The sequence below is a fragment of the Candidatus Angelobacter sp. genome (assembly GCA_035607015.1).
GTDB lineage: Bacteria > Verrucomicrobiota > Verrucomicrobiia > Limisphaerales > AV2 > AV2.
Genome location: DATNDF010000024.1, coordinates 1 through 17,117, shown reverse-complemented (window position 1 = coordinate 17,117; position 17,117 = coordinate 1). Strand labels below are relative to the sequence as shown.

General features: G+C 59.5%; 13 protein-coding genes. 5 read left to right on the top strand and 8 right to left on the bottom strand.

The window, feature by feature from the left end:
- The 3 genes from VN887_01035 to VN887_01025 form a co-directional block, all read right to left on the bottom strand.
- On the bottom strand, nucleotides 1-216 hold a 216-nt coding region (locus VN887_01035), incomplete at its 3' end, for a glutamate synthase (protein ID HXT38584.1).
- Nucleotides 217-254: 38 nt separating this feature from the next.
- The gene (gene gltB, locus VN887_01030) at nucleotides 255-4,856 is read right to left on the bottom strand and encodes a glutamate synthase large subunit (protein HXT38583.1); all 4,602 of its coding nucleotides are present in this window, start codon (nucleotides 4,854-4,856) and stop codon (nucleotides 255-257) included.
- A 299-nt stretch (nucleotides 4,857-5,155) separates the two neighbouring features.
- Nucleotides 5,156-5,548, bottom strand: coding sequence for an ACT domain-containing protein (locus VN887_01025; protein ID HXT38582.1), 393 nt, complete (start codon nucleotides 5,546-5,548; stop codon nucleotides 5,156-5,158).
- Between the two features lie 257 nt (nucleotides 5,549-5,805).
- On the opposite strand from VN887_01025, the gene VN887_01020 reads away from it, so the two are divergent.
- Both VN887_01020 and VN887_01015 read left to right on the top strand, forming a co-directional pair.
- Nucleotides 5,806-6,105: a hypothetical protein gene (locus VN887_01020; protein HXT38581.1), complete on the top strand. Its 300-nt coding sequence runs from the start codon at nucleotides 5,806-5,808 to the stop codon at nucleotides 6,103-6,105.
- Between the two features lie 117 nt (nucleotides 6,106-6,222).
- Nucleotides 6,223-7,104, top strand: coding sequence for a transglutaminase-like domain-containing protein (locus tag VN887_01015; GenBank protein HXT38580.1), 882 nt, complete (start codon nucleotides 6,223-6,225; stop codon nucleotides 7,102-7,104).
- A gap of 4 nt (nucleotides 7,105-7,108) precedes the next feature.
- Here VN887_01015 and VN887_01010 read toward each other — a convergent pair whose 3' ends face one another.
- From VN887_01010 to VN887_01000, 3 genes are all read right to left on the bottom strand, one after another.
- The gene (locus VN887_01010) at nucleotides 7,109-7,888 is read right to left on the bottom strand and encodes an SDR family oxidoreductase (GenBank protein HXT38579.1); all 780 of its coding nucleotides are present in this window, start codon (nucleotides 7,886-7,888) and stop codon (nucleotides 7,109-7,111) included.
- A gap of 132 nt (nucleotides 7,889-8,020) precedes the next feature.
- Nucleotides 8,021-10,558 carry a PVC-type heme-binding CxxCH protein gene (locus tag VN887_01005; protein ID HXT38578.1) on the bottom strand — a complete coding sequence of 846 codons (2,538 nt, stop codon included), beginning with the start codon at nucleotides 10,556-10,558 and terminating at the stop codon, nucleotides 8,021-8,023.
- A 259-nt stretch (nucleotides 10,559-10,817) separates the two neighbouring features.
- Nucleotides 10,818-12,935 (bottom strand): prolyl oligopeptidase family serine peptidase, encoded by a 2,118-nt coding sequence (locus tag VN887_01000; protein ID HXT38577.1) that lies wholly within the window; start codon nucleotides 12,933-12,935, stop codon nucleotides 10,818-10,820.
- Between the two features lie 164 nt (nucleotides 12,936-13,099).
- Between VN887_01000 and VN887_00995 the strand changes: the two genes are divergently transcribed.
- The 3 genes from VN887_00995 to VN887_00985 are packed head-to-tail and all read left to right on the top strand — an operon-like array spanning nucleotide 13,100 to nucleotide 14,790.
- On the top strand, nucleotides 13,100-13,462 hold the full coding sequence (locus VN887_00995; GenBank protein ID HXT38576.1) for a YciI family protein: 363 nt from the start codon (nucleotides 13,100-13,102) through the stop codon (nucleotides 13,460-13,462).
- A 51-nt stretch (nucleotides 13,463-13,513) separates the two neighbouring features.
- Nucleotides 13,514-14,188 carry a sigma-70 family RNA polymerase sigma factor gene (locus VN887_00990; protein HXT38575.1) on the top strand — a complete coding sequence of 225 codons (675 nt, stop codon included), beginning with the start codon at nucleotides 13,514-13,516 and terminating at the stop codon, nucleotides 14,186-14,188.
- Nucleotides 14,071-14,790 (top strand): DUF6596 domain-containing protein, encoded by a 720-nt coding sequence (locus VN887_00985; GenBank protein HXT38574.1) that lies wholly within the window; start codon nucleotides 14,071-14,073, stop codon nucleotides 14,788-14,790. Before VN887_00990 ends, VN887_00985 begins: the two co-directional genes overlap by 118 nt.
- 63 nt (nucleotides 14,791-14,853) lie before the next feature.
- On the opposite strand, the gene VN887_00980 is transcribed toward VN887_00985, so the two are convergent.
- Together VN887_00980 and VN887_00975 are read right to left on the bottom strand one after the other, a co-directional pair.
- Nucleotides 14,854-15,615 (bottom strand): hypothetical protein, encoded by a 762-nt coding sequence (locus VN887_00980; protein ID HXT38573.1) that lies wholly within the window; start codon nucleotides 15,613-15,615, stop codon nucleotides 14,854-14,856.
- 20 nt (nucleotides 15,616-15,635) lie between these two features.
- A complete protein-coding gene (locus VN887_00975) occupies nucleotides 15,636-17,000 on the bottom strand; it encodes a PQQ-dependent sugar dehydrogenase (protein HXT38572.1) in 1,365 nt (454 codons plus the stop codon).
- Nucleotides 17,001-17,117 lie beyond the last annotated feature (117 nt).

The window sequence follows — 17,117 nt, the reverse complement described above, 5'->3', positions numbered from 1 at the left end:
CAGGTTGTTGATCGGGCAGCCGGAAGCCATGCCGCTGAGCAACGTGCCGGTGTGGCAGAACGGAATGCCGCAATCCATGCAGCGAGCGCCCTGTTGTCGAAGGCGCACCTCCTCCATGTGAAAATGGAATTCCTTCCAATCGGCGATGCGCTCGGCTGGCGCGCGATCGGCTGGAAGTTCGCGGAGATATTCGATGAAGCCGGTGGGTTTGCCCATGATGCGTTACAACGATTCTGTGAGTGTTTGCCCTATGATCACCCGCCGCCGATGCGCGCCACGTCGCGCGCGTTCTCCTCGAAGGCGGCCGTGATGGCCTCGTCGCCACTGAGTCCGGATTCTTTGGCTTTTTTCAAAGCGGTCAGCACGCGCTTGTAATCCTTCGGCATCACTTTCACGAACTTCGGCACCATGTCCTCCCAGAGTTTGAGGATGTAACCGCCGCGGTCGCTCGCGGTGTAGCGCACGTGACGTTCGATCATGCCGCGGACCTCGGCGATCTCCCCGGCGTCCTCGAGTTTTTCCAATCCTACCATCGCCAGATTGCAACGGCTCGGAAAATCGCCGGTCACGTCGAGCACGTAAGCGATCCCGCCGGACATCCCAGCGGCGAAGTTGCGGCCCGTCGCGCCGAGCACGACCACGCGCCCGCCGGTCATGTATTCACAACCGTGGTCACCGACGGCTTCGATAACCGTGTTGACGCCGCTGTTGCGGACGCAGAATCGTTCACCCGCCATGCCGCGAATGAAGGCCTCGCCGCTGGTCGCGCCGTAGAAGGCGACGTTGCCGGTGATGATGTTTTCCTCCGGCACAAAGGTCGAGCCTTTGGGCGGATACAGGATGATCTTGCCGCCACTGAGGCCCTTGCCGAGGTAATCGTTGGCGTCACCCTCCAGTTCAAGGGTCATGCCGGGCGGAATGAAAGCGCCGAAACTTTGTCCGGCGCTGCCGGTGAACTTGATATGAATTGTGTCCTCGGGCAGCCCGTCCGGGCCGCGTTGCTTCGTGAGTTCGCTGCCGGTGATGGTGCCGACGACGCGATGCACGTTGCGAATCGGCAGATCCGCGCGGACTTTCTCGCCGCGCTCGATGGCGGGCTTGCAAAGCTCAAGCAGCGTGGTCACGTCCAGGGATTTGTCGAGCCCGTGATCCTGATCGATCTGGCGGTAACGGCCTACTTCCGGTCCGACGGCCGGCTGGTAGAGGATGTTCGAGAAGTCGAGGCCGCGGGCCTTCCAATGCTCGACGGCCCTGGAAGGTTCGAGTCGGTCAGTGCGCCCGATCATGTCGTTGAGTGTGCGCAAGCCGAGCTTCGCCATGATCTCGCGCAACTCCTGGGCGATGAACTTCATGAAATTCACCACGTGATCCGGATTTCCGGTGAACCGTTCGCGCAATTGCGGGTCCTGGGTCGCGACTCCGACGGGGCAGGTGTTGAGATGGCAGACGCGCATCATGATGCAACCGAGTGTGACAAGCGGCGCGGTGGCGAAGCCGAATTCCTCGGCGCCGAGCAACGCGGCGACGGCGACGTCGCGTCCCGTCTTGAGCTGGCCGTCCGTCTCCACGTAAATGCGGCTGCGAAGATTGTTGAGCACCAGCGTCTGATGAGTTTCGGCGAGGCCGAGTTCCCACGGCGTGCCGGCGTGCTTGATGGACGAGAGTGGAGATGCGCCGGTGCCGCCGTCGTGTCCGCTGATGAGCACGACGTCCGCGTGCGCTTTGGAGACGCCGGCAGCGATCGTGCCCACGCCCACTTCGGAGACGAGCTTCACGCTGATGCGCGCGTGGCGGTTGCCGTTTTTAAGATCGTGGATCAGTTCGGCAAGGTCCTCGATGGAGTAAATGTCGTGGTGCGGCGGCGGCGAGATCAATCCGACGCCTGGCGTCGTGAAGCGGGTCTTGGCGATCCAGGGATAGACCTTTTTGCCGGGCAGCTCGCCGCCTTCGCCGGGCTTTGCACCCTGCGCCATCTTGATCTGAAGCTCCTTCGCATTGACGAGATACTGGCTGGTGACGCCAAAACGGCCGGAGGCAACCTGTTTGATGGCGGAGTTTTTTGAGTCACCCTGTTCGTTGGTCCAGGCATAACGCTCGGGATCTTCGCCGCCTTCGCCGGTGTTGCTTTTGCCGCCGAGGCGGTTCATGGCGATGGCGAGCGCCTCGTGCGCTTCCTTGCTGATCGAGCCATAACTCATCGCACCGGTCTTGAAGCGTTTCACGATGGAGTCCACGGGCTCGACCTCTTCGACGGGGATCGGGTTTTCCGCCCACCTGAATTCAAGCAGACCCCGGAGCGTGCAAAGGTTCTTCGACTGGTTGTTTACCAGTTCGGCGTATTCCTGAAAAATCTTGTAGCTGCCGGTGCGACAGGCGCGCTGGAGCTTGTGGATCGTCTGGGGATTAAACAAATGATATTCGCCGTCCGCGCGCCATTGATACTGGCCGCCGGGATCGAGCGTGGCGCCGTTGACTTCCCGCTCCGGAAACGCGTGACGATGCCGCCGGAGCACTTCTTCAGCGAGAACGTCGAGGCCGACGCCTTCCACCCGCGACGGGGTCCAGGTGAAGTATTTGTCCACGACCGATTGGTTCAGGCCGACCGCTTCGAAGATTTGCGCGCCGCGATAGCTCTGGATGGTGGAGATGCCCATCTTGGCCATGGTCTTGACCACGCCTTTGACGGCGGCCTTGATGTATTTCTTGATCGCGGTCTTGTGATCGAGGCCGGGCAGCATGCCTTCGCGGATCATGTCATCCAGCGTTTCGAAGGCGAGATAAGGATTGATCGCGCTGCAACCGTAGCCGATCAGCAGTGAAAAGTGATGCACCTCGCGCGGTTCACCGGACTCGAGCACCATCCCGACACGCGTGCGCGTTCCCTGGCGAATGAGATGGTGGTGCAGTCCCGCGACCGCCAGGAGCGCGGGGATCGGCGCGGTGTCCGATTGAATCCCCCGATCCGAGAGCACGAGAATATTCACGCCGTCGGCGATGGCGTCGTCCGCCGATGCGAACAGATCGTCCAGCGCGCTCTCCAGGCCCTTCGCACCGGCCGACGCTTCGAACAGGATGGGGAGCGTGACTGCTTTGAAACCGGGCCGATCAACGTGGCGGAGTTTTTCCAGTTCGTCGTTGGTCAGAATCGGATGCGGCAGCTTGATCATCCGGCAGCTTCCGGGTGTCGGCTTGAGCAGGTTGCCCTCGGAGCCGACCATCGTTTCGGTGGAGGTGATGTTCTCCTCGCGGATCGGATCGATTGGCGGGTTGGTGACCTGCGCGAAGAGTTGCTTGAAATAATTGTAGGTCAACTGCGACTTGTTCGAGAGCACCGCCAGAGGGGTGTCCGTGCCCATCGAGCCGAGCGGCTGCACGCCGTCGTTCGCCATCGGGCCGACGATGAATCGCAAATCCTCGAAAGTATATCCGAACGCCTGCTGGCGCCGGAGCACCTTGTGATGGGGCGGCTCGGTGTGATACTGCGGATCGGGCAGGTTCTTGAGCAGCACGTGATTCTCGTCGAGCCATTCCTGATAGGGATGTTCCTTGGCGAATTTCGTCTTCAACTCCTCGTCCGCGACGATGCGGCCTTCCTCGGTATCCACGAGAAACATCCGCCCCGGTTGAAGACGGCCCTTGATGGCAATGCGTTCCGGTTCGATCGGCAGCACACCCGCCTCCGACGCCATGATCACGAGGTCATCCTTCGTCACGTAATATCGCGACGGCCGAAGACCGTTGCGGTCGAGCACGGCCCCGATGCGGACGCCGTCGGTGAACGCGATGGAGGCGGGGCCGTCCCACGGTTCCATCAGGCAGGAATGGTATTCGTAAAACGCGCGCCGTTCCGCGCTCATGCTCTCGTGATTCTCCCAGGGCTCGGGAATCATCATCATGACCGCGTGGGGCAGGGAGCGTCCGCCGAGCACCAGCAGTTCGAGGCAGTTGTCGAACATCGCCGAGTCACTGCCGTCGGTGTTGATGATCGGCAGGATTCTTTTGATGTCGTCGCCGAACAACTCTGACTCGAACATCGCCTGTCGGGCGTGCATCCAGTTGATGTTGCCGCGAAGCGTGTTGATTTCGCCGTTGTGCGCGAGGTAGCGATAAGGGTGCGCGCGGTTCCAACTCGGAAACGTATTCGTGCTGAAACGCGAATGGACCAGAGCCAGCGCGCTCTCCATCAACGGATCGTTCAGATCGGGATAATACTGGGTGACCTGTTCGGTCAACAACATGCCTTTGTAAACGAGCGTCTTGTAGGAAAGGCTGGCGACATACCAGTAACGCGCCTGCGTCATCGGCAACTGGGGGATGACGTTCGTCGAACGCTTGCGGATGACATACAACTTGCGTTCGAAAGCCATGTCGTCCTTTAACGAGCGGCCGCGCGAGATGAAGACCTGCCGGACAAAAGGCTCCGAGGCCCTGGCGGTGGCGCCGAGCGATAAGTTGTTCGTCGGGACCGTGCGCCACCCGAGAATCTTCAGGCCCTCCTCCTTCACGATCTTTTCGAAGGCGCGTTCGCACTGCTGCCGTTCCGGCGGATCCTGCGGGAGGAACACGACGCCGACTCCGTAGTTGCCGGCTTTAGGCAGCTTGAACCCGAGTTTCTCGCATTCCCGCTGAAGAAAAGTGTGCGGCATCTGCATCAGGATCCCCGCGCCGTCGCCGGTGTTGGCCTCGCAACCGCACGCACCGCGATGATCCAGATTGCGCAGAATCTGGAGAGCCTGCTCGATGATCTGATGGGATTTTTTGCCTTTGACGTTCACCACGAAACCCACACCGCAAGCCTCGTGTTCAAAAAAAGGATCGTACAGGCCTTGCTTCGCCGGCAGGCCGGTTGTGTTCAGGCACAAATTCTTCATAGGGGCGTCCGCCACTCGCTCATTCAAACGCTTCCGTTGATTCATTCAAGCAAACTCACGTTAAAATTTGGCTAGTCTTTACTAAAACCGGCGGAGTCTGCAAGAGTCCAAATAAAAAATCTTTGACGGCTGCGTGGTTTCCAGACGTTTCGAGGGGTCGAACAAGCCGGCAGCCACGGGGCTTACCCCGGTGGGGTTTGCCCGTCCTGGCGACACTTTCGGCTGTTTGAGGGACGAAAAATGACCCGCCTCCCGTTGCCACCATGATCGCTCCTGCGCGCGACTCAGCTGTTCAACACCTTGAGCGCTCGATGAGCATCAGAGGCACGCAATACGAGCAGGCCCTTTTTCGCGTCCGGGCTGGTCGCGCAATAGCAGTACTCAATGTTGATTTTCGCGGCAGCGAGCTTGTGCGCTATCTTCGCCAGCGACCCCGGCTTGTTGTCGCCATCGACCATCAACACGTCGTCCTCGACCACGAGTGTGTCGTGCTCTTCGAACAAAAGGAGGGCCTTGCGGGGATCGCTGACAATCATCCGAATGACGCTATGATCAACCGTGTCGCTGGTCGTGATGGCGTAGATGTTGATTTTGGCCTCTGCCAGCGCGTCACAAACGCGCGCCAGTGTGCCGGGCCGGTTTTCCAAAAAGATGGCAAGTTGTTTCGTTATTTGCATAAGGTCTCCATGATCTCCCGCGGGTTTGTAAAGCGGCACCCGGGCAGGAAGTGTGGTGGCCGGTGTTGGCATCGAACGTTTGGAGTGCGGATGTGACATTGTCCAGTTCTCTCTATTTTACCGGATGCCAGCCAAGCTATCAGAACGAATCGTGTCTGCAAAAGGTTTCTGTCCTCGATGGCCGGGTTGGAAACAGGGCCGCACGACGGCGCTGAATTACCGCTGTGAAAACTGTAACCACCTGATAAACTTGACCCGTGCAATTCAAACCGGCCGATGCGCGCCGCCGTTGGTTTGGCGTTTTCTTTTTGATCGTCGCGTGCGGCATGTTGATCTGGGGGCAGACACTCCTGAAGCCATTGCTGGACGGGGTGGTTTTCCTGGTTTACTGGCTTGCCTGCATGGGATTCACGGCACTCGCCATGTTGACGGCTTTGCTGGATATGCGTGCGGTGCGCCGTCGCACGCGCGACCACCAGCGGGATCTGCTTCAACGCATCTTCGACGGCGCGGATTCCAAGAAGGACACCCGGGGCGGCGAGCGCGGCGGGAAGTGAGGTTCAGGAGATCCTTTCGAGGCTCACCGGGCCGGGGTCCACTCGTATTTCAGGATTTCGCCGTTTGGTGGTTGATTATCGGCGAAATTTTTGCCACAGTCCGTTTGTTCCGGTTCCATGAGTTCTTCGATCGCCACTGAAAAAGCGACCGCTCTGTCCGAGGGCCAGAGGGCGGCTTTAATCAAGCTGCTGTCGGACGAGGACCCTGCGGTTTACCATCTAGTGCGCGAAAAAATCCTTTCTTACGGACAGACGGCGGGACGCTGGATGCAGCCGCATGTCCTGAGCAGCGACCCGGTTCTCCGCCGGCGCGCGCAGGAGATCATCGACCACCTGGCGCGCCAATCAGCCGACAACCGGTTTCTGGCGTTCTGTCTCAGCCAGCGGGGCGAGGACTTCGACCTGGAACAGGGCGCATGGTTGCTTGCCCAGACGCGCTACCCGGACATCAATGTCGCGGCATATCAGGCGCTGTTCGACAGTTATGCCGGAGATTTGCGCGAGCAGATCGATTTCGGCGACAAGCCGGAGCAAATTCTCGCCAGCATCAATCAATATCTCTTTGCCGAGCTTGGCTTTTATGGCAACGAACAGAATTACTACGAACTGGAAAACAGTTACTTGAATCGTGTCGTGGACCGGCGCACCGGCAACCCGATAACTCTTTGCCTGATCTATCTGTTTGTGTCACGGCGATTGCACCTGCCGGTGACGGGCGTCGGCATGCCCGGGCATTTCCTTTGCCTGTGCCGGTTCCAGTGTTCGACGGATGAGTTTTATATCGATGCTTTCAATCGCGGCAAACTGCTGACCAAAAACGACTGCCTGAAGTATCTCGTGCAAACCAATTATGGGTTTCAGGAGGGATTGCTTTCGCCTGCCACGGCGCGGCGCATCCTGCTCCGCATGTGCTCCAACCTCCATCAGATTTATCTCCACCTGAAAATGCCCGACGAAACCGCGCGGCTACAACGCTACATCGTCGCTCTGGCGAGATGAGCCGCTACTTCCCGGCGCTGAAACCGCCGTCAATAATGAATTCCGTGCCGGTGACGAACGCCGATTCATCGCTCGCCAGATAAAGTGCCGCAGCAGCGATTTCCTCCGGTCTGCCCATCCGCCCGACAGCTTGGGTCGCGGACATTTCTTGGCGGGCCTTTTCCGGATCAGGATACTCTTTGAGGCGGGCCGCGACAAACGGCGTTTCCACTCGCCCCGGACAGATGCAGTTGACGCGGATGCCGTCGAGCGCGTGGTCGAGCGCCAGGCTTCTGGTAAGGCCGACGACGGCGAACTTGGTGGCGCAATAAGCGAGCCGGTCACGCACGCCCACGACGCCGCCGATGGATGCCAGGTTGATGATGTTGCCGGACTTTCGTTCCAGCATGTGAGGTAGAAAAGCCCGTGTGACGTTGAACACGCCGCGCACATTGACCGCGTAAAGCCTGTCCAGATCCGCGCCAGCCGTTTGCATCATCGTGCCCACGTGGCCGATGCCGGCGTTGTTCACGAGCACATCGAGCCGGCCGTGGCTGGAAAGAACGGTCTCCGCGACACGGGCGCAATTTTCCTCGCCCGTGACATCCAGTGAAAGAAACTCCGCCTGTCCCTTCTGCGCTTTAATTCTTCCGGTCGTCTCGCGTCCGGGTTTTTCAATGCGGTCGGTCACGAATACAAACGCGCCCGCGCGCGCGAACGTCTCGGCAATCGCCGCGCCGATGCCTGAGCCAGCGCCGGTGACTAACGCGATCCTGTTCTGGAGACTGAACATGGTTGGATTCATTTGTCAGGAAGATTTACGGAAACCCGCCGCGTTGCCGGGCGGCGACCGGAGACCGTCCGGGCTTTGGCCGGCGAGCCCGCCCGGTGCCCATGGCAGGCAATTCTTTTAGCAAATGATTAACGGCTCCGTTTCTCACGGAATCTTCAACAACTCCGCTTCGCTCCAGGCTTCTTCCCGTTTTTCCGTTTCGGTGCGGATCTTTTTCACCGTTTCGGGTTCGACCGGGCTGGCGGTATGGCCCCATTCGCGGCGGACATAGGTCAGAACGGCCGCAATCTGCTCGTCATCGAAAACCCCCAACGCCGGCATGTCGAGTTGAAACGTTTTGCCCTTGACGTTGATGGGTCCGTGCAGACCATGCAGCACGATGCGGACGAGCCTTTGCGGCGAGCCAAGCGCCCACTCGGAATCCACCAGTGGCGGTGCGAGGCCTTCCTGTCCCATACCGTGGGGCTGATGGCAGGCCCCGCAACTGATCAGGAAAAGCTCTTTGCCCTGTTCGAAACGTTTTTGTTCCTCTGGAGTGAGCGGTTTCACAGTTATCTCCGGTTCGGCTCCTGGTTTGCCGGGCCACGTGACCAGCCTGGCGATTTTTTCTTCCCGTTCCCGGATCACCTTTATCGCGGACCTGCCCAATGCCGCCAACGCCGGCGGTTCCGAGGGTAAACGAACTGGTTTGATCTTGCCCTTCGCGCCCGGAAACGACGAATTGATGATGCCGTCGAGCAAGGCCATTCGCTGCCATTCTTCAGCGGGAGCAGGGTTTGCAGTCACGTCCAGCAGGCGGTTGACGCGGTCCGGTTTCGCTTCAACATAAACGCATTGTGCCAGGGCGCTGAAGAGAACGCCCCTGCCTGGCTCCTTCGTTTTCCAGTTCCTGTCGGCAAGCAAACGTTCGAGGAATTCCAACTCCTGCCCACCCAGTCCGGTGATGATGGCGTCTCGAATGTAAACATTCGTTGCGTTGTTTAATGCAATCTCCCTCATTGCCTCCATCGCGTGCGTCTCCTTGACTTCGCCGAGCGCGAAGGCGAGTTGCAACTGCACATCCGGGGCCGCGTCATCGACATGCTTCAGCAGTTCGCTCACGAGTTCCGGCTGATTCCTGAGCAACGGCTCGCTGATGCGCATGGCCGCGGCGCGTACTTTTGGATGCGCATCGTTCAGTGCCGCTTTCAGTGTCGCAAAGTCCAGTTGCCGCATCCCTTCGAGCGTCCACAGCGCGTGCAACCGGCCCAATGCATTTGCGCCGGCGTCAACCAGCTGTTTGAGCGGCGCAATCGATGCCGGGTCGTTTCGCTCCACAAGCAACCGCTGCGCCGTATCGCGCCACCAGCCATTCGGGTGCGAAAGGCTTGTCACCAGTTGCTCCGAAGCCGCCTTCGCGAGCTGCGGTTTCGGACCGGGCGATTTGGCGTCGCTGACGATGCGATAGATACGGCCAAGGTCGAGCGGCTGGTCGAGGCTCCGGTCGAGTATCTGCTGGCGCAAATAGCTGGTGATGTAAATCCGATGTTGCAGAATGCCGTGATACAGGTCCACAACGTAAAGGCATCCGTCGGGGCCGTTGCACAGATTCACGGGACGGAAACGCTCGTCGGTCGAAGCCAGAAACTCCGCTCTGTCGTAGGCGTTCTTCGCCTTGAAAGCCACGCCATGGTTTTCGAGGAGGTAACGTCTGACCAGATTCCCGGCCGGCTCGCAGACGAAAACGTTGCCTTCATATTCGTTCGGGAAATTGTCGCCGCGATAAACCAGCGGTGCGCAGGCCGCGGTGAACGTCGCCAGCGTGCCGTCAGACCTTAACTGGCCGGGACGATAACCGCGATTTACGCCAGGGTTGACGCGAACCGGCCAGACCGCCTTGTCGCTGTAAAGCTGCACGTTGGCGCCGGCGGCATTTCGGTAATTTGGATTGCGATTCAGATATTGTGAAGGCACGAAGTCGGCCCGCAGAGGGTCCTCGTTCGAATTGTAGAAGAGCCGCCCGAAGTCGTCCTGCGAAATGCCCCACTGCCCGCGAAAGATCGTCGGCTCCCGTTGCCAGGCGCCGTCGGTATTGCGGAAACGCGTCGTGTGGTTCGCGCTATAAATCCAGTTGTCCAGCGCCCGCAGCAGGCCATTCGATGCGTGTTCGGGACTGGCGCGCGCGCCGAGTTTGGGATCATCCTGGGTCGCGTAATCGCCTGCTACGAGTGTTTTCTTGTCGCATTTGCCGTCGCCATCTGTGTCCTGGCAAAACCAGAGGTTCGGCGGTTCGGCGACCAGCGCGCCGTTGCGCACCAGTGACAGCGCGCGCGGCATTACCAGGCCGTCGAGGAACACGGTGCGCCTGTCCATTTTTCCGTCACCATCGGTGTCTTCGAGCACGGCCACGTCGCCCACCTTGTTGGTTTCGCCGACACCATCAATGTTTGGCATGAAGCCGCGCATTTCGAGCACCCAAAGGCGGCCGTCGGGATCGAACGCGATTTGAATCGGACAGTGCACCAGTGGTTCGGCGGCGACGAGCTCGACGTGGAAACCGGACTGCACTTTGATCGTTTTGAGTGCTTCCTCGGGCGACAAAGGCGGCGCGGGCGGAATCAAATCCCGCGGGACACGAGGCGTTTGAGTTTCGCCTGTTTTGTCGCCTTGCTGGGCCGGCACGGCGAGCGCGCCGAGAATCATCAATAAAAGAGTTCTTAACCACATAGACAAAGAGGGGACTTTGCTTACTGGAGATCAATTCAATTGCCAAGCGGTTTCATGTTGTGGTGACACTTTACGGTCGAAGAATTCTCTCCCGACTGTTTGCCCGGCCTCGTTTGAAACGCTCGAAGCTGGTTGATCCCGTAAGCAGAAAATGCCACGGAGCGCCTAGAACCTGGAACGCAGCTTTGCTACTTGTGCCCCTTCCACGAGACGAAATCCAGTTTGGCTGATGGGTCTATTCCGAACGACCGATCGGCGGTCGCTCAACAACGAACTGTTTCTCGTTCCAACCAAGACGTTGACTGACAGTAATCGGGTATTCCCAGCCCTCTGAATCCGTGTCAGACAGGCGCACCTGCGATCGCTCCGCAGCCATGGCAACGGCTTGTGGCACGTCCAGTACCCGCAGCACGTTCAGGTAGTCCGGCCCGTCGCGATGTGATGTGGGTAATCGCCGGAGATGAAGCAAAGCGATTCCCTTTTCAAACAACGACGCATAGAGCGCCTCCACGGCCAGGTCGTGATGCGCTTCGACGCAGAGCGGAGCGCCGCGAAAGCTGCGGAACGAGCGCACGGCCTGCACTGCCCGCCGGATGTCCCAGACGCGCATGGAGTCCAGCGTTTCGCCCAGCAACATGAAGCGCCGGCGAATCTGCGTCTGCTTTTTTGCATCGCCGCTCCAGGTTGTTGGACCGATCCCGCGCGCGGCGAGGTAAACGAAGACATTGTTGTTCGCCAGCAGTGTCCGACGCAGAGCGTCGAATTGTTTTGGATCGGGATTCAGCGTTTCTGAATTGTCCGGGACGAGTTCGTCGGCAAACGCGTGGCGCATTGCTGACAGCCATTTCTGCCAGTCCTCCTCGTCCTGCACGACCAGCACGATGCGCTCGGGTTTTTTGAGTTGGGGACGCCGCGCCAGGAACAACCGCAGCCGAACGTTTGGCTGGCTGGCAAACTCATACGCATCGAGGTCAACGCCGTGATGCTCCGCCGAAAAGATTTGTTTCAGCTCGACCGGGCCGGGTTTTTCAGGCCAGCCAGCGAAGCATTTTTCTTTCAGTGCAGCCAGCCATTCATCGCGCTGCCTGGCCCATTCGTCTTTTGATGCCGGCGCGACGGGCGGGCCCGCGGAAGGCACAAAAGTTTCCTGGATCGTGGTGTTGCGCTGGTCGGTCGGCAGTCTGGCGAATACCTTCAAGTTTTCCGGTTCAAAATATTTCTTCGCCGCCGTTTCGATGAGCGGATCTTCGCGCCTGAGGAAGCGGTTGAACCAGCGCAGCACAGGCAGTTGCAGATCCTGCGTGTCCTGGTGCGGGCCTTCGGTGATGAGCAGGCCGAGGTTCGTGGTCGCGCCGTAGAGCTGGTAAATGTGACGCACTTTGCTGTGCAGGCGCACGACGCCGTCGAGCGGAAAGATGGTGTCCTTGTCCGAATTGCCGATGAGCAGCGGGCGCGGCGCGAGCATGGCCGCGAGTTGCGGGTAATCCCAGCGGTAGGTGTTCACGAAAAACATGCAGTCGCAGTGGCCTTCGACGGTTCCGTCCACAACATGGTTTTGCAGATCCGTGATGCCGGCGACCGGTGCGGCGACCTTGATGCGGGCGTCGAGCGCGCCGATGGTCCAGCTGTATGCGCCGCCGCCGGAGCGGCCCGTGACGCCGAAACGGTTCGTGTCCACTTCGGACCGCGTGCAGAGGTAATCAAGCGCACGGATGCCATCCCAGGCCTCGACACCTGCCGGCGTGTAGCCGCGCGAATTCCACCACCACATCCCTTCGCGGTAGGTGCCGTGGTGGATGCCCTGGATTTCGCCGAGTTGCAGGGTGTCAATGATGAGGCAGACGTAGCCGTTCTGTGCGAACCAGGCGCCGTGATGCTGATAGGAAACCTTGTTGCCGTAGCTCACGCCGTCCTTGATGACCGGGCCGTGGCCGCAAACGTAAAGGATCGCCGGCGCCGGTTTCGTGAGACTCTTCGGCAGATAAAGATTTGCCGTCACATACAGGCCGGGCAGGGACTGGAAGCAAAGATTCTCGACGACGAATGAATCTGCTTCGACCCTGCCGGTGATGACCGGTTTCAAATCCGTTCTCTCCGGCAGCGGCGAAAGTCCGAGCATCTCCAACAGTTCCTGTCGGTATTTCTCGCGGCGCGAAGTCCAGTCATCGAGCGTCTTGATGCCTGCCAGACACTGTTCGGTCAGCCTCGCTGTTTCCGATTGAAAATAGCTTCCAAGTGACCTGTCGCCGGCCCGAAGATTCGTTTCAAGGGCCGCGGGGAGGGCGGCGAAAGGGAAGAACAAAGCAATGGCCAGCATCGTCCGTGCGACGTTCACACCGCGGTCAGCTTTCATGGGACAGCGCAATGGTGAACCCGGTTGTCGGCGGCCGCAAGCGTTATGATGAGCGTGATGCCGAGGGCGGTGAATTATTTTACCTTTCTTGTCCTTGGTTCGCGGGTCGATTCGTTGTAGAAATGTATGAACGCAATCATTAACCATCAGGAAGCGAGGTAAACATGGCTGAACAATCCAACGATTATCTGTATCTGTTCCGTGGCGGTGCCGACCCCAAACAGATGTCGCCGGAACAAATGCAACAAAACATGAACCAATGGTTTGCCTGGATTGGCGATCTGCGCGGCAAAGGCAAATTCAAGGCCGGCGAACCATTGGGCGATGAAGGCAAGGTCTTGTCGGGCAAAAAGGGGCAGACCGTGACGGACGGTCCTTTCGTCGAGGGTAAGGAAGAAGTTGGCGGCTATCTGATCGTTTCGGCAAAAGACATGATGGAAGCCGTCGAAATGGCCAGAGGCTGCCCCATCTACGCGAACAATGGCACGGTGGAAGTGCGGCCGATTCAGCACATCCCAGGCATGTAGGTTTCGATGCGGGCGGTGGCGCAACGTTTTGCCGGCGAAACCGCACCCCGGATGGAATCCGAGGTGACGCGCGTGGTGGACCATCTTTTCCGTCATGAAGCGGGCAGGATGGTCGCCACGCTCACGCGCATTCTGGGTTTCGAGAACCTGCAGTTGGCGGAGGACGTCGTGCAAGACGCGTTGTTGAAGGCCATGCAGCATTGGGCGTTCAGCGGCATCCCGCGTAATCCGTCGGCGTGGCTGACACAGGTGGCAAAGAACCAGGCGCTCGACGTGGTCCGCCGCGAGCGGAATTTCCGGAGCAAGGAGAGCGAGATCACGGCGTTTTTCGAGCACCGCCAGGGAGAGCGTCCGGACGCGGAGCTGGCCCGGTTCGATGGGGAAATCCGCGACGACCAGTTACGGATGATGTTTGCCTGCTGTCACCCGGACCTGACCGAGGAAGCCCAGGTGGCGCTGACATTGAAAACGCTCTGCGGCTTCGGCGAGGAGGAAATCGCGGCCGCGTTCCTCACTTCAACAGCGGCGATCGCGAAACGCCTCGTCCGGGCGCGCCAGCGCATCCGCGAGTCCCGGATTCCGCTGGAAATTCCCGCGGGTCCCGGATTATCACGCGGCTGGCGGCCGTTCTCCGGGCGATTTATCTGCTGTTCAACGAGGGTTACAAGGCATCGCAAGGCGACAAACTGGTGCGGAGGGAATTGTGCGAGGAAGCGATCCGCCTGACCAGGTTGCTGGTGGAACATCCATCGAGTGACCAGCCGCAGACGCACGCGTTGCTGGCGCTCATGTTGTTGAGCGGGGCGCGGCTTTCCGCGCGCGTGGATGCGGCGGGGAACCTGCTGTTGCTCGCGGAACAGGACCGGTCGCTCTGGGACCGGGCGATGATCCAGCGCGGGCTGTTCCATTTGAACCGCTCGGCGGCCGGGGAAGAGATCAGTGAGTTCCACCTCCAGGCGGGCATCGCCTATTGCCACTGCACGGCCGCGACGTACGAGGCAACAGACTGGACGCGCATTCTCTCGCTTTACGACCTGTTGGTCGGAGTCAACCCTTCACCGGTGATCGCGTTGAACCGCGCGGTGGCCATCTCACGAGTGCACGGACCGGAAGCAGCCATCGAGGCATTGGAGGCGATCCGTCCGCGCGATGCGTTGGAGAACTATTATTTGTTTCACGCCGCGCTGGCGCAGTTCCAACTGGAAACGGGAGAACCCAAACAGGCAGCCCGGCGCTTTCGGCGCGCCTTGGAACTGACAGGAGTGAAATCGGAACGTGCGTTTCTCTCGCGGAAACTTGAAGAGTGCCAGGCGAAACAGGCTCGCTGAAGTTCATCCGGATTGCTCGCCGGAGTTGTCTTCACTTCTGGACTTCGCCGTTGCGCGTCACGATCACGCCCGGGGCAAAACCGTGTCGGTATTGGGCAGATTGCCGTGAAGTTCCTTCTTGTAGCAATGACGTTCGCCGTCAACCAAACCCTTCGCATCTCTGATCTTCATGAAAGCGCTGGCGGGACGATCAGACTCGGTCCATCCATTCACGGCAAATTCTCCCGCCGGTCCGCCCTGACAATACAGTATGTGATCGAAACGGGCCATCGGATGCACTTTGCCGTCGTGGATGTGAACCGTCGGGAAGAAAAGCTGGGAAGCGGCGGCGCGCGGAAACGAAAATGCCATTGGATGAATCGTCGCCGCGCCGGGCTTCAGTTTGAACACGGCGAATCCGTAGTTGCGATATGCCGGCAACTTCTCCCACGTTCCCGGCGGCAGGCGAAAGCGTTCGTCGAGCCTCGTAAAATCGTTCACCGTCGGGACGCAGGAAGCTTCAAAGTCGCCGACCGTTATGACCTCAAGTTTCGCCAGACCTGCATCCGCGGCGCCGTCTGGCTTGTTTGACCAGTTCCTTGATTTCGCCGGAACAGGAAAGCCGCGTAACAAATCGGCGAAGAATCCCGGATAATCTTTCAAGTCGATGAAAGACACCGCCTTTTCGCCCGAGCCGGCTTTGACTGGCAGCGGCAGCACCATCGCCAAGTCTTCCTTCGCTTTGAGCGTCATGCTGTAAACCAGGAACTGGCGATCGTCCTTGTCCTGGCGCGCAAAAATGTTGGTCGCGCTGACTGCTTGAACGGGACGTGAGAAGCAACACATGGCCGGGGTTTGGTTTGAGTTTACATCGGCACAAGTTTGAAGATCTTTCCAGTTGTGCCGGTAAGGCCGTTGCGGCCGTTGGTCAGCACGTAAAGCTCGCCGTCGGCATCCTGCCCGAACGCGACGATGAACGCTCCGACCTTTTTCGGCGCGACGAGTTCGAGTGGTGCCATGGTCCACTTTGTTTCGGCGGACGAAGCCGGCCGGGTCGCGACAAACAGGGTTCCGTCGGGAAGAACGAAGTTGTGCGACCAGTCCCCGAAAACGTATTTCCCGTCAAGCTGGGGCAGGGCCTTGCCGCGGTACACATAGCCGCCGGTGATGCTGATGCCCCGCGCTTCCGGATCCTTGCGGTGTCCGTTGATGTTCTTGTATTCGAGGATGGGGTCGAGCAACGGCTCGCCCATCGCGCCGACCTTCGGGCAGTCTTCGAGTGGGTGTAACGGGTCCTTCCGGTTGAAGCAATGAAACCCCTCGCGAATGTTCCAGCCGTAATTGCCTCCGCGCCGGATGATGTTCACCTCCTCGAACATGGTCTGGCCCACTTCCCCGCCGAACAGTTCGTGGTCGCCGGCGCGGTCGAAAGAGATGCGCCACGAGTTGCGGATGCCGTAGGCAAAAATTTCAGGCCGACCTTTTTTGCCGTCGGCGAACGGGTTGTCCGACGGAATCGCGTAAGGATTGCCCTTGTCCACGTCAATGCGCAGGATTTTGCCAAGCAACACGGTGGTGTCCTGGCCGTTGCCCTGCGGCGAATGGCCGCGGCCTTCGTCATTCGCGTTCCCCCCGTCGCCGACCGAGATGTAAAGGAATCCATCCGGCCCGAACGCGATGCAGCCGGCGTTATGGTTCATGTAAGGCTTGTCGATCTCGAGCAGCACGCGTTCGGACGCGGGATCCACCCGACCAGGGTCATTCTCCGACACTTTGAATTCCGAAACGCGAAGCGTCGAGGTGTCCGACGCCTTGAAATCAGGAGCCTTGAACCAATCCTGCGGTGCACTCGGACGCAGCGGGGCGCTGTAAGTCAGATAGACCTTGTGATTCTCTTTGAAGCGCGGGTGCAGCGCGAGGCCAAGCAGTCCCCGTTCGTCAAAACCGTCGTTGAGTTTGGTCATCCTGCTTCGCACGTCGAGAAAGGGCTGGTCCGCTTTCACGCCGTCCTTCGACAGCACAGAAATCACGCCGATCTGGTCGGCGACAAGCAATCGTCCCGAACCATCCTCCAGTGGGATCAATGTCGTCGGAGAAGTGAACCCTTCGGCAAACACCTTGAGGCCAACGCCGGCCGGACCGTCGGCGGCGATCGTGGCTTCGGTTGAGAGTAGAAGGAAGCAAAACGCCGCGAGCAAAGTTCGCACGCTGACAGCAAGGTTGGTTTTCACGCGGCGGACTTTAGCGGGTTTTCCGGCGAGAACAAGGGCTTTCCAGCCAAGCCTTCGTCAAGGTTGAGGATCAGTGCGAGAAAATCGGGAAAGCGGTCGAAAACCCTCAATTTATTG